Origin of the sequence: Candidatus Thiodiazotropha endoloripes, assembly GCF_001708965.1 — a bacterium.
GTDB classification, from domain to species: Bacteria; Pseudomonadota; Gammaproteobacteria; order Chromatiales; family Chromatiaceae; genus Thiodiazotropha; species Thiodiazotropha endoloripes.
Genome location: NZ_LVJW01000006.1, coordinates 1,401,778 through 1,415,170, shown reverse-complemented (window position 1 = coordinate 1,415,170; position 13,393 = coordinate 1,401,778). Strand labels below are relative to the sequence as shown.

Below are 13,393 nucleotides of genomic sequence, written 5' to 3'. Positions count from 1 at the left end.
CTACACTCTGGTTAAGTCGAAGTAAACACAGAACAAAAAATGATCAGCTTGATAAGCTTCTGTTTGCATCTCCCGTTATCCGGCAGGCGACCAACGGCTCTCAAGAGTCCTTTAGAGGTGATTGGAGCGTCGAAACAAGTGGGCATCACCTCCAATGAAACTATTTGACACAAACCATATTCTGTTCGTTGATAGTGACCGGAATCAGCTTGAAGCTCTAAAAAGAATTCTCAGGGATCACAACGACCAGTGGCAGCTACACTTTTGTGACTCATCCACCAGTGCATTGGAGCTGTTGCAGCAACAGCCCATGGCGATCATTGTCACTGAGACCCGCTTGGGCAGTAAGAGTGGCAGCGAACTCCTGAAGCAGGTACAACAACACTATCCGAGCACCACCCGCCTGCTGTTTTCCGGCCAGGCTCTACGCACACCCGCCCAGGAAATTGTTCATCACGCCCATCAGTTCATTGCCAAACCCTGTGACACCCAGACTCTGATTGTCATATTGGAGCGGGTCATTCAGCTTAGAGATCTACTGAATAATCCCGCCATGACGGAGATGGTTAACAGCCTGGGATCACTTCCCAGTCTGCCCGCCAGCTATCAGCAGATGATCGAGGCGCTGCAATCGGACAACACTTCATTGGCGGAGATCGGTGAGATCGTCGCCAAGGATCTGGGGATGTCCGCCAAACTGCTGCAGATGGTCAACTCCGCCTTTTTCGGCCTACCTCAGCAGATCTCATCGCCGCAACACGCGGTAACCCTGCTCGGTATCGAGACTGTCTCCAATCTGGCACTGGGAGCAGCCATTTTTTCACGTCTCGATCAGACGCTGATCGATGAATTCAAACTTGAGCCCCTGTGGCAACACAGCCAGTCGGTGTCCGGTCTGGTCAGGCAACTGGGCATGGCGATGGGGATGAGCCGCCAGGAGCTGGAAACCCCGGTTATGGCGGGCATGCTGCATGACCTGGGAAAACTGATTCTCGCATCCCAGAACCAGGACGAGTATCGCCGTATCGTCAAACAGGCGAATCAGGAATCCCTGCCTCTATTCGAAGCTGAAGCTGAAGCCCTATGGTGCCATCATGCCGGTATCGGAGCCTATCTGATGGGTTTATGGGGATTACCCTTCTCTGCAGTCGAGGCGGTCGCGCATCATCATAACCATGAATATCAATCGATCGATCGTAAGGATTGCTTGTTGGTCTACGGTGCCAATCTGCTGCTGCACTGGTTAAGCGACAAGGAGTACAAGCAACACTACGATCCCCAGTCTCTACAATCCCTGCTCGGTGATGAAGAGTTCAACCGTTGGCAGAATATTGCCCAGGAGTACCTTGATGGACAAACCACCTGAAAAAGTTTTAATGGTGGACGACGACCGTAACCTGCTCGATTCTTTTCGCCGACAATTTCGTAAACGTCTGAATCTTGAAACAGCCACCAGCGGTGCTGACGGGGTTCAGGCTGTAAGAGATGGAGGCCCATTTGCCCTGGTGGTCTCCGACATGCAGATGCCGAATATGAACGGGGTGGAGTTTCTGTCCAAGGTACGGGAGCTGTCACCCAACACGGTACGCATCATGCTCACCGGCAACGCCAACCTGGATGTAGCCATCGACGCGGTGAACGATGGCAATATCTTCCGTTTTCTGAATAAGCCGGTAGAAACAGAGGTTCTCTATCAGACCATAACAGAGGGTATCAAGCAGTACCGCCTGATCACCAATGAAAAGGTGTTGCTGAACAAAACCCTGAAAGGGGCGGTTGATCTACTGGCGGATGTTCTCAGCATGGTCAATCCGGAAGCATTCAGTCAATCTTCCCGTATCAAACATCATGTCAGAAGCATTGTCCGAAGCCTTTCACTGGAAGATGGCTGGCACTACGACCTTGCGGGTATGCTTTGCCAACTGGGTTACGTCAGCCTACCTGATGATCTGATTCAAAAAGTCATGGCAGGCGATGAAATAAGCAAGACGGAAACGGAGCTCTATAACTCCCACCCAGAGATGGGGAGCCGACTGCTGAAACATATACCCCGGCTCGAAATTGTTGCCGCCATGATCGAGCATCAACTCGACGATATCGGCAAGATTGATATTCAGGGAAAACTGAACAATGAGCAAAAGGCGATACTCGGTGGACAGATTTTAAAGGTCGCTATCAACTACGATAAACTGCTCAACCTGGGAAAATCAGAGGATGAGGCGATCGAATACCTACGGGATAATCCTGAGCACTTCGATCCGGCCCTGGTTGAGATACTCATCCAGGGATCGATGAACCGCAAAGTCGAGATACTGAATCTGCCCCTTGATCAACTCGAACCTGGGATGATTGTCGACCAGCCGATCAAAACCAATGCAGGCGCTCTGCTCCTCGCCAAGGGGCAACCACTGAGTCAAGCCATGGTGTTCAAGTTGAAGGTGGCTTATGAACGGGAAGTACTGCCAGATACCAGTTTCAGAGTGTTCCGGATAACACCGATTGACTAGGCTCTGTTAACTTCAATCACAATCCATTGCGAATTCAGCCAGCTCCGGCCTGCACATCGGACCATACCGCATACTCATTGCCGTTTGGGTCGCAAAAATGGAAACGCCTGCCTCCAGGAAACTCAAACACCGGGACTTTGATACGTCCTCCGGCATCGACAATCTTTGCCTGAGTCTTCTCCAGGTCACGGCTGTAGAAGACGATCAGCGCACTGCCTCGTTCAGCCGCAGTGGTCAGTTCAGAGTGGTAGAATCCGCCATCAAGTCCCGCGTTGGAAAATGCGCAATAGTCCTCACCGTAGTCCACAAAATCCCAACCGAAAACCTGTTTGAAAAACACCTTCACCACTTCCAGATCCGAGGCCGGAAACTCAACATAATCTATGGATTCGTGATATCTCATGCCAGCTTACCTGAAAGATACTCCATGGCTTATCTGTTATAGAGCGTCCGAGCAGCCAAGCCGGTCTGTCAGTGCCGGCTTTCCTTCAGACGCGGAACCTCAGCAACAGCAACCAAAGATATACTCACTGCAAACCCTGTGTCTGTTTCTGCATTTAACTATAGAGCAAACCATTGGTGTACTGCCTGGATAATCGCTTACATTGGATCCGGTTATTGATAATCAAGTCACGCCTCAGAGCTCAACACAAGCTTTCCGATCATTCCACCCTGCTCAATCAGCCGATGAGCCTCCGTGGCTCTCTCAAAGGGCAGAACCTGATTCACTGCGACTTTGAGACAGCCACTGTCGATCATCTCGGCGCAATCACTCAGAATGGCTACCTGATTGATCCTCGCCTGGGGAAGATGACGCAACATGGGTGTCAGCATCAAAGTGAACCCGATACGCAGATTCCGATTGCGCGCCTCTTTCCACTCGATACCGGTTCCTGGATCGAGCAACGTCACCAGATCGCCATAGTGGGCGGTGGCTGCAATGGAATCACTGAACACGGCCCCGCCAACACTATCCAACACCATATCGGCGCCACGACCATCAGTCAGCCGCATAACTTCATCGATAAAACCACCCTGTGTGTAATTGATCACCTCATCGGCACCCAGCTCTGTGACAAACTCCTGCTTCTCCTGATTACTGACCGTGGTCAAAACCCTTATCCCTGCCTGTTTTGCCAGTTGAATCGCCACATGACCCACACCACCTGCCCCGGCGTGTACCAACAGGGTCATGCCATCGGTCATTCGCCCACGGCCGAATATCGCCTCCCAGGCGGTAATCAACACCAGAGGGCCGGCAGCCGCATGGGCGAAGTCCAGAGAAGCGGGTTTTCTGCAACAGACAGTCTCATCCAGTACGGCATACTCTGCATAGTTTCCCTGCAGCCCCCCCAATCCACCATTACAGTACCAGACCTCGTCACCGGGTCGGAAATGGGTCACAGAATCACCACACTCAACGACGATACCTGCACCATCACAACCAAGCACAGCAGGCAGACCACTGTCGGTGAACACTCCTCGCTGACGTATTTTTGTATCGACCGGATTGACTCCGGCCGCCATAATTCTGACTTTGATCTCCGTCGGGTTTTCGATGGCAGGCTCAGGGATATCTTCAACTTTCAACACCTCCGGCTCCCCCAGCTCCCTCAACACCACTGCTCGCATTGAATCCTCCTAATCGGCGGTTTGCCCTCGATAGCAACAAACTAAATACCGATTTATATTTTTGTGATTTGTTTGTATTCGATTGGTACGTCCATATTCAGCCATGCATGGATATGTAATTATAGTTTTTCTGGCTGAAATAACTGTTTGCCACGCTTGAGGCATGTTTATGGTAAAAGTTAAGGCTGGAGATTCATAGTTTATCCAGGGCCTGTTTAGATGACTCAACTCGAACTGCTTCAGGCACACCAGCAAAAACTCAGCGCATGCCGTCTCTGTCAATCCATGGTCGGGCCCGTGGTAATGGGCAACGCCACAACCTCGCCAATACTGCTGATCGGACAAGCACCTGGTGATAAAGAGGGGAGTGCGGGAAAACCCTTTGCCTGGACAGCAGGAAAGACCCTCTTCAAATGGTTTGATTCGATCGGGTTATCCGAATCGCAATTCCGTAATCGGGTATACATGGCAGCCGTCTGTCGTTGCTTTCCAGGTAAGAATCCGAAGGGGGGCGACCGGGTGCCCAGTAAGACGGAAATCGCCAACTGCAGGCGTTGGCTGGATCGGGAAATTGAGCTTTTACAACCCAAGCTTCTGTTACCCGTGGGCAAACTGGCAATCAGTCAGTTTCTCGATGTCGACAAATTGGCTGATATCATCGGCAAACAACATCGTCTCGGCCTGTCTCATGGGGATACGGACCTGATCCCACTGCCTCATCCATCCGGTGCCTCAACCTGGCATAGAACGGAACCGGGTAAATCGTTATTGGCTCAAGCCCTGAATCTGATCCGGCTCCACCCGGCCTGGCAGGTTCTATCTGACTGACAAGGCGATCAGCCGACAGGCTGTTTGCACTCTATTGATGAATCTGGCGGAGAGATAAACAATTTACATCCTATCGGTTTTATTACATTGTGCGTAAACAATAACTCACTGACAGGTTGCATCAGATCCTGTTAGCCCTAAACACACGACGAGGAAAATCCAATGACAGAAGAAGTTGGGCGATTCACCATCCATCTGGAGCAGGAAGAGGATTACGCTTTCCGGGTGAAATTCGATCTTAAGAAAGCAGAGGATGTCATCATGGACGAACCGCCACCCCTCGGAGAGCGCAACGGACCCAACGCCTCGCGTATGCTCGCCGCTGCAGCCGCCAACTGCCTCAGTGCCAGCCTGATGTTCTGCCTGGCCAAAGAGGATGTACCTTCAAACGAAGTTACCACGGAAGTCACCTGCACAATGGTGCGAAACGATAAAAAACGTCTACGGGTCGGTCGGCTTGATGTAAAGATAACGGCTGGAGATGAGCTTTTGAGTTCGAAAAAAAGCGACCGCTGCCTGACGCTGTTTGAAGACTTTTGCGTGGTAACCGCCAGTATCAGAGAGGGTATCCCAGTCGGTGTGGAAGTAGTCAACCAGGCAGGAGATCTATTGCATAAAGCCGAATAGCCACCAACTCAACGGAACAGATGCCACAAGTCGACAGGCTTTCGGTTGACCACAGGTTTAGCTTGTAGCTGACCCGAGCGGTAACGACCCAGGACCAAGACCGCAAACAGCAGCAACAGGGTTAAAACGAGGGCAATGAACAGCCACAGGTTTCGCTGCGGTAACAACAGTGCCTGTTGCTGCTCCTCGGTCATCACCACCACCAACCGGTAACTATGAGTAAAACCACTGGAACCGTAAGTGACCGTGCGAAAGCTGAAAATCCCCTCCGGCCTGCTGATCTGTCCCGATGGGGTCTGCTGCATCATCGCCCACAAATCCGGGTAGCTTTCATTGAACTGCCGTGTTTCAGTGGATGATTCTGGAAACATGAACTGCCACTCCTGATTCCTGCTGAATCCGCGCAGATAGTTCCCCGATTCATCAAGCAGCAGCAGTCCACCATGCACCAGTCTGGCATGCCGCTCCAGGTCGCCAAAGATATGGCTGGCCAGGGCATTCACCACCAGCAGTGCCTTGATCTCACCATCCACATCCAGCGGAGCCACCAGGCGAATCATTGGCTTATAGGGAATCTCTACCTCTCCCTGTTCCACATTCAGATCGATCGGCGAGGCATAGATCGCACCGGCATCTATCGCCAATCCCTGCTGAAAGTAGTAGCGATTGGATTTGTTCTGCAACTGATCGGCGGATACCCGACTCGCACCATGGGAAGTCAGATCGACCCGCAGACGCTCCATACCACTCAGATCGATCAGGCGCACTTGATCATAGAGACGTTTTTCGGAAACAAACAGCTCCCAGTCAGAAGCAATCCGGTTCAATACCAACTCATCGTAGTAGAGGATGGCCCTGATAAGATCCGGATTGGATGCCAGCAGCTTCAAGTCCGCCCTCAAATCGTTGCGCCTTCGTTCCAGGGTATAGAGTGTGCTGTCGGCGGAGAGATCTGTCAGATCCCGCCACACCTCTTTCATGTTGTCAGCACTCAGTCTGTAACCCACCCAGAGCACCAGATTGGCGAATACCAGCATCATTAAAACCAATAATGAGGCTCTGCCAACAAGGTGGATATGCGGGTGATTTTGCCGTGTTAGATTTGAAATTCGCATTCCATGCGCACCAAAGTTGAGAGGTCTCCACTGATTAATTAAATCCCAAAGGCGACTGTCCAGATCTTTTGGAATCCCTATCTATAGACATAGCACATCGAGAGAATATTTAAATCCATGCGGATACGAATATTTGACATTTCCTGCTTGCTGGATCGTCTGGCAGAACGTACACCACTACAATCGGCTTAACGGTCCGAGGCGTACTTTAGCGGTTCAGAATGGGTGATTCTCATGCAGGATAACAGACACCGGTACCACCCAGTCCACAGTATCCGGCAGGATTCTTGGCCAGATATTGCTGATGATAATCCTCGGCATAATAGAACGGTGGCGCATCCATGATCTCTGTGGTGATCGGAGCGGATGTCACCTGTGCCAGTGCATGTTGATAGTGCTCCCGGGTAGCCTGGGCCAGTGCCCGCTGATCATCGTCGAATGTATAGATTCCAGAGCGGTACTGGGTACCCACATCATTCCCCTGTCGCATACCTTCGGTGGGATTATGAGCCTCCCAAAAGGTCTTCAGCAGTGTTTGATAATCGGTTTTTGCTGGATCATAGACCACGAGTACCACTTCATTGTGGCCGGTCATTCCGGTACAGACCTCCTCATAGGTCGGATTGGGCGTGGTTCCCGCCGCATAGCCCACAGCGGTCGTATAGACCCCGTCCAGACTCCAAAAACAGCGCTCCGCCCCCCAAAAACAACCCATTCCAAACATGGCTGTTTTCATACCCTGCGGAAATGGCGGCAAGACCCTGTGACCGTTAACGAAGTGCTCAGCTGTGGGCTGAATCGGTGTTGCACGGCCCGGCAACGCCTCATCTTCTGCAGGCATTTTGGTTTTGCGTCCAAGTCCAAACATGGGAGGCTCCTGTAAACTGTTGCCACAAACCGGCTCTGTCTGTCAGGTAGACAGATGAATCGCCGTTTTGTTTGATCGCACTGACAGCGCTTGCCGGGAATCGTTGAATAGTGATCAATATAACCTCGAACCGGACACTGCCAACCCCACACCCTGTGCGATTTATCGGCTTCAGTTAATAGAGCCCTGTTCAACCGAGCCTGGTTAGGGCCGGTAACCGGTCAGAGCAGATAGTAGGCAGCACCGGCCGAGGCGGCCAGCAAGGCTCCCAACATGACCCATATCGCCTTGCCGGCTGCGGGCTTCTCATTGACGACAGTCTGTTGGGCCAAATGCTGTTCCAGCATCTGCTCAACCGTCTCGGTTGCAACGGAGTTCGCAACCTCCTGGGATACCTGTGTGGCAGTCTCATGCACATGGGCCTCCAGAGATCCTTCTGTGATCACCCTGATATGCTCAATCATGTCGTTCTTTTCAGGAACCTGTTCGAGAATGCGCGCTTCCTGCTGTTTGAGGCGGTCGGAAAACTCATCCCTCGTTTCGTTGATCTGGGTGAAAGTGGTGGCCTGGATCAGCTCTTCAACATTGCGCTGGCTGAGCTGTCTGACAAAATCCTCGATGCTGCTGTTAACCTCCTCGACCACATCCTTTTTCAGCTCCTCCGTATCGATCTCCGCAGGCTTCACACTCTCTGACTGCTGCTGTTTGAGCTCAGCCAGCATCGGTTGCAGCTTCTGCTCCAGATAGTCGTCAACAAGTCCGGCCAGGCGCTGATCGAGGGAGTCGGAAACCGCCTGCTCGACAATCTCGCGGACAACCAGTTCTGCACTCTGAATGGCCGCCTGCTGGGCAATACGCTGTATTTCCGCTTCAGAGAGCCCGACCGGCGCAGCCGGGCCTGGCGTCGCCCCTGCCTCGACCAGATCCACTGGCAGCTCCGCCTGCTGCTCGGCAGCATCAACCTCTGCAGCGGCACTCATCGCCACTTCGCGTTGATGCTCTTCGATCAGGTCAATAATTACGCCAAGACTCTCTTCTGTCGGTGGTTTTGCCAGGATGCCAAGGGCGCCATGATCGACGGCAGCGCGAACATACTCGTCCCCCTCATTGGCGGTACACATTACGATCGGTGTGGCGTCGAAACGGGAATCCTTCTTTATCTCGGTAATGGTCTCCAGCCCATCGATACCCTCCATCAGGAAATCCACAAAAATGGCATCGGGTGTGAGTGTCTTCAGGCGCTCCAAAGCCTCCTCTCCCGATTCCGCCATCTCCACGCCGTCAAAACCGCTTTTTTTCAGCATACGACTGAGAACAATACGTGCAGATTTTGAATCATCTACCAGAAATGCTTGTTTTGACACTATAATTTCCTTTTCAGAGCTTGGTATTCAAGGAGTCGACTGCAAATCAGCTAGTTGTTGTTAATGGCTTTATTTGGCTTTTTATAGATTATCGCCAGGAGAAAGAACAGAAAATCCGCCCCCTCATACGAATCCTATAACCCACCCGTTTCATCCGCAACCGGATCATCGTTCATATATCACAAAATCAAACAACAACCCTTCTGCCGGCTGTCTGAGCAAATGGCAACTCGCCTAGAACCGGCCAGAGTCCTATAATTGGCGACCGTTTACCCTAAAACCTTGAGTAGCTGATGGTCGCCAAAACCCTGAATAACCCTGTTCATCCTATTGAATCCCTGCTGCAGCAACGCATCCTGATCCTCGATGGAGCAATGGGTACGATGATCCAGCGACACAAGCTGAGTGAGCAGGATTATCGCGGCGAGCGCTTTGCCGATTGGCCCTCCGATCTGAAGGGTAATAACGACCTGTTGTGTCTGACCCAGCCGGAACTCATCCATGACATCCATCAGCAGTACCTGGAGGCGGGTGCCGATATCCTCGAGACCAACACCTTCGGTGCCAACAGCGTCTCCATGGCGGACTATGATATGTCCTCCCTCGCCTATGAAATGAGTGAGGCGGGGGCCCACCTGGCCAGACAGGCAGCCGACCAATACAGCTCCCCGGAGAAGCCCCGCTTTGTCGCCGGGGTACTCGGCCCAACCAATCGGACCGCCTCCATCTCCCCGGATGTCAACGATCCAGGTGCGAGAAACATCCATTTTGACGAGCTGGTCAGCTGCTATGCCGAGGCGGCCCGGGGGCTGATTGCCGGCGGCAGTGACCTGCTGCTGATCGAGACCATTTTTGACACCCTGAATGCCAAAGCGGCCGCCTTTGCCTGTGAATTGGTCTTCGAAGAGGATCAGGTCCGTCTGCCGGTGATGATCTCCGGCACCATCACCGACCAATCCGGGCGCACCCTCTCAGGCCAGACCACCGAGGCCTTCTACAACAGCCTGCGTCATATCCGCCCCCTCTCGGTCGGGCTCAACTGCGCGCTGGGCCCGGATATGCTGCGTCAGTATGTGGAGGAGATGTCACAGATATCCGAGTGCTTTGTCTCAGCCCATCCGAACGCAGGTCTGCCCAACGAATTCGGCGAATATGACCTGGATGCCGCCCACATGGCCGAGTATCTGGGCGAATGGGCGGACTCTGGCTTTGTCAACATCGTCGGTGGCTGCTGCGGTACCACACCACAACATATTCAGGCGATTGCCCAGGCCCTGCAGAGTAAGCCACCACGCAACCGCCCGGAGATCGAAAAACAGTGCCGTCTGGCCGGTCTGGAGCCACTCAACATCGGCCCGGACAGCCTCTTCGTCAACATCGGTGAACGGGCCAATGTGACCGGATCGGCCAAGTTCAAGCGCCTGATTCTCAATGAGGAGTATGACGAAGCCCTGGATGTCTGCCGGGAACAGGTGGAAAACGGGGCGCAGGTGGTGGACATCAACATGGACGAGGCGATGCTGGACGGTGTTGCCGCCATGCAGCGCTTTCTCAATCTCTGTGCCGGTGAGCCTGAGATCGCCAAAGTCCCGGTGATGATCGACTCCTCCAAGTGGGAGATCATCGAGGCCGGTTTAAAGTGTGTGCAGGGCAAACCCATCGTCAACTCCATCTCCCTGAAAGAGGGAGAGGAGAAGTTCTTCCAGCAGGCCAAGGCGTGCCGCCGCTATGGCGCGGCCGTGATCGTGATGGCCTTCGATGAGCAGGGACAGGCTGATACCTACAACCGCAAGGTAGAGATCTGCAGCCGCGCCTATCGGCTGTTGACCGAACAGGTCGGCTTCCCCCCGGAAGATATCATCTTCGATCCCAACATCTTCGCCATCGCCACCGGCATCGAAGAGCACAACAACTACGGCGTCGACTTCATCGAGGCGACCCGGCAGATCAAAGCGAGCCTGCCCCACGCCATGGTCTCCGGCGGCGTCTCCAATGTCTCCTTCTCGTTCCGGGGTAACAACCCGGTGCGGGAGGCGATCCATGCGGTCTTTCTCTACCATGCGATTCGTGCCGGTATGGATATGGGCATCGTCAATGCCGGACAGCTGGCCGTCTATGACGACCTGCCTGAACAACTGCGCACCACCGTTGAGGCGGTGGTCCTGAACCAGGATCCGGAGGCGGGTGACCGACTGGTCGACCTGGCCCCGCAATATCTGGGAGACAACAGCCAGACGACGGTCAAGGAAGATGCCGAGTGGCGCTCCTGGCCGGTCAACAAGCGACTGCAGCACGCCCTGGTCAAGGGGATCACCGAATTCATCGAGGCGGATACCGAAGAGGCGCGCCAGCAGGTGAACAAGACCCTGGAGGTGATTGAGGGTCCCCTGATGGACGGCATGAACCAGGTCGGGGACCTGTTTGGCGCCGGCAAGATGTTCCTGCCCCAGGTGGTCAAGTCTGCCCGGGTGATGAAAAAATCGGTAGCCTATCTGGAGCCCTTCCTGGAAGCTGAAAAGGCGGATTGCGATAGCCAGGCCCAGGGAAAGATACTGCTCGCCACGGTCAAAGGGGATGTGCACGATATCGGCAAGAACATCGTCGGTGTGGTACTGCAGTGCAATAACTACGAAGTCATCGATATCGGCGTGATGGTGCCTGCGGATACCATTCTGCAGAAGGCCAAAGAGGAGCAGGTGGATCTGATCGGTCTCTCCGGCCTGATCACCCCCTCCCTGGATGAAATGGTCCATGTCGCCAAGGAGATGCAGCGTCTCGGCATGCGCCAGCCGCTGATGATCGGTGGCGCCACTACCTCCATCGCCCACACGGCGGTAAAAATCGAGCCCCAGTACGATCATCCGGTGGTCTATGTTGCCGACGCCTCCCGGGCGGTGGCCGTTGCCTCCAATCTGCTCTCCGAAGAGCTGCGGGCACCCTATATGGCGCAATTGCGCGAAGAGTACCAACAGGTACGGGATCGCCGTGCCGCGGCGAATCAATCCCGTAATCTGATTCCACTGACCCAGGCGAGAGAGAATCCAACCCCGATTCCGTGGCAAGCGTACCAACCCACCACACCGAACATCTGTAAAGCGGACTATCAACCCGCTGCCGGATGCCGGATTATCCGCCTGGCGGAATCGGACCGGTCGGAACAACATCCGGCGAGTATGGTGCTGCTTGAGGATATCCCCATCGCCGAGCTTATTGACTATATCGACTGGACCTTCTTTTTCCATGCCTGGCAGCTGAAGGGGCGCTATCCGCAGATTCTTGAAGATGAGGTCAAGGGTGAAGAGGCTGGCAAGCTGTTCGCCGATGCCCAGCAGATGCTGAAACAGATCGTGGAAGAGAAGTGGCTACGGGCCTCGGCCCTGGTCGGCCTGTTTCCGGCCAACGCGGATGGAGATGATTTCAATCTCTATCGTGACGATCAACGATCAGAGCCTCTGGCCAGGTTGCACAACCTGAGAAAACAGGGTCGCCAACCGAACGGAAAATATAACGAATGTCTGGCTGATTTCGTCGCCCCGCAGGACTCCGCCGTCAAAGACTACCTGGGGGCCTTTGCCTGTACTGCCGGGATTGGCATCGACGCCAAGCTGGAAGCCTTTGAAAAGGAGCATGACGACTATCGGGGAATCATGCTGAAAGCACTGGCGGATCGCCTGGCAGAAGCGCTGGCCGAGTGGCTGCATCAACGGGTGCGCCGGGATTTCTGGGGCTATGCAGCGGAAGAATCCCTGAGTAACGATCAGTTGATCGCCGAGGAGTATGCGGGGATCCGTCCCGCCGTGGGCTATCCCGCCAGTCCGGACCATACGGAGAAGGATCTGCTCTGGTCCCTGCTCTCAGCAGAGGAGCATACCGGCATCTGGCTGACTGAGAGTATGGCGATGGTACCGACCGCCTCGGTGAGCGGCCTCTATATCGGCCATCCCAGCTCCCGCTATTTCGCAGTCGGCAAGCTGAATCGTGACCAGGTTGAGGACTATGCGGCACGCAAAAAGGTGCCGTTGGACGAGATGGAGCGCTGGCTGGCACCAAACCTGGCCTATACGCCTACTGAAAGCTAGACGACCATTAACCTCGAGTGGATGCCAAGGTTCGCTAATATTTAAGAGAAAACAGTCCGCAAAGGAACGCGAATAAACGCAAATTGTTATTAATCAGATCTGAATGGTGCTTACTCAAAGCCTATTTGATGGGGCATGGCCCCACCCTACGACTGTTAATCGGATTTGAGGGCTCAGCAGTTCTTAGTCCCTTTATTAATAGGCCATTGCTATCTCACTGACTCATAATCAGCCAAGGTGATGCCTAAAAGCCCCTCTCCCTTGATGGGAGAGGGGTTGGGGAGAGGGTGAGCATCAAGCATTTGATGCAATTGAAGTGTGAACTGTACTCACCCGGCAATCTTTGTTTTTGGTGATTGTTGGAATTGGTGAG

Annotated in this window: 10 protein-coding genes and 1 pseudogene; 6 read left to right on the top strand and 5 right to left on the bottom strand. The window is 53.7% G+C overall.

What is annotated here, in order from left to right:
* Positions 1 to 154 precede the first annotated feature (154 nt).
* The 3 genes and pseudogenes from A3193_RS17015 to A3193_RS17010 all read left to right on the top strand — a co-directional run bounded on the left by A3193_RS17015 (position 155) and on the right by A3193_RS17010 (position 2,507).
* Positions 155 to 1,366, top strand: coding sequence for a response regulator (locus tag A3193_RS17015; protein ID WP_069003057.1), 1,212 nt, complete (start codon positions 155 to 157; stop codon positions 1,364 to 1,366).
* Positions 1,305 to 1,691: pseudogene (locus A3193_RS21130) on the top strand (response regulator); the annotation flags it as partial. The gene A3193_RS17015 and the pseudogene A3193_RS21130, both read left to right, overlap by 62 nt.
* A gap of 54 nt (positions 1,692 to 1,745) precedes the next feature.
* Positions 1,746 to 2,507 carry an HD domain-containing phosphohydrolase gene (locus A3193_RS17010; RefSeq protein ID WP_414630420.1) on the top strand — a complete coding sequence of 254 codons (762 nt, stop codon included), beginning with the start codon at positions 1,746 to 1,748 and terminating at the stop codon, positions 2,505 to 2,507.
* A gap of 34 nt (positions 2,508 to 2,541) precedes the next feature.
* Here the strand turns inward: A3193_RS17010 and A3193_RS17005 are convergent, their stop codons facing one another.
* Together A3193_RS17005 and A3193_RS17000 are read right to left on the bottom strand one after the other, a co-directional pair.
* Positions 2,542 to 2,910 (bottom strand): VOC family protein, encoded by a 369-nt coding sequence (locus A3193_RS17005; protein WP_069003059.1) that lies wholly within the window; start codon positions 2,908 to 2,910, stop codon positions 2,542 to 2,544.
* A gap of 227 nt (positions 2,911 to 3,137) precedes the next feature.
* Complete coding sequence (locus tag A3193_RS17000; protein ID WP_069015355.1) at positions 3,138 to 4,139, bottom strand: zinc-dependent alcohol dehydrogenase family protein; 1,002 nt, start codon at positions 4,137 to 4,139, stop codon at positions 3,138 to 3,140.
* A 219-nt stretch (positions 4,140 to 4,358) separates the two neighbouring features.
* Here A3193_RS17000 and A3193_RS16995 point away from each other — a divergent pair, with 219 nt between their 5' ends.
* Positions 4,359 to 4,967: a uracil-DNA glycosylase family protein gene (locus A3193_RS16995; RefSeq protein WP_235615022.1), complete on the top strand. Its 609-nt coding sequence runs from the start codon at positions 4,359 to 4,361 to the stop codon at positions 4,965 to 4,967.
* Between the two features lie 162 nt (positions 4,968 to 5,129).
* Positions 5,130 to 5,594: an OsmC family protein gene (locus tag A3193_RS16990; protein ID WP_069003061.1), complete on the top strand. Its 465-nt coding sequence runs from the start codon at positions 5,130 to 5,132 to the stop codon at positions 5,592 to 5,594.
* Positions 5,595 to 5,602: 8 nt separating this feature from the next.
* On the opposite strand, the gene A3193_RS16985 is transcribed toward A3193_RS16990, so the two are convergent.
* The 3 genes from A3193_RS16985 to A3193_RS16975 all read right to left on the bottom strand — a co-directional run bounded on the left by A3193_RS16985 (position 5,603) and on the right by A3193_RS16975 (position 8,941).
* On the bottom strand, positions 5,603 to 6,631 hold the full coding sequence (locus A3193_RS16985; RefSeq protein WP_069003062.1) for a cache domain-containing protein: 1,029 nt from the start codon (positions 6,629 to 6,631) through the stop codon (positions 5,603 to 5,605).
* A 310-nt stretch (positions 6,632 to 6,941) separates the two neighbouring features.
* Positions 6,942 to 7,577: a peptide-methionine (S)-S-oxide reductase MsrA gene (gene msrA, locus A3193_RS16980; protein WP_069015354.1), complete on the bottom strand. Its 636-nt coding sequence runs from the start codon at positions 7,575 to 7,577 to the stop codon at positions 6,942 to 6,944.
* A gap of 221 nt (positions 7,578 to 7,798) precedes the next feature.
* The gene (locus A3193_RS16975; protein WP_069003064.1) at positions 7,799 to 8,941 is read right to left on the bottom strand and encodes a response regulator; all 1,143 of its coding nucleotides are present in this window, start codon (positions 8,939 to 8,941) and stop codon (positions 7,799 to 7,801) included.
* Positions 8,942 to 9,234: 293 nt separating this feature from the next.
* Here A3193_RS16975 and metH point away from each other — a divergent pair, with 293 nt between their 5' ends.
* Positions 9,235 to 13,020 (top strand): methionine synthase, encoded by a 3,786-nt coding sequence (metH, locus tag A3193_RS16970; protein ID WP_069015353.1) that lies wholly within the window; start codon positions 9,235 to 9,237, stop codon positions 13,018 to 13,020.
* Positions 13,021 to 13,393 lie beyond the last annotated feature (373 nt).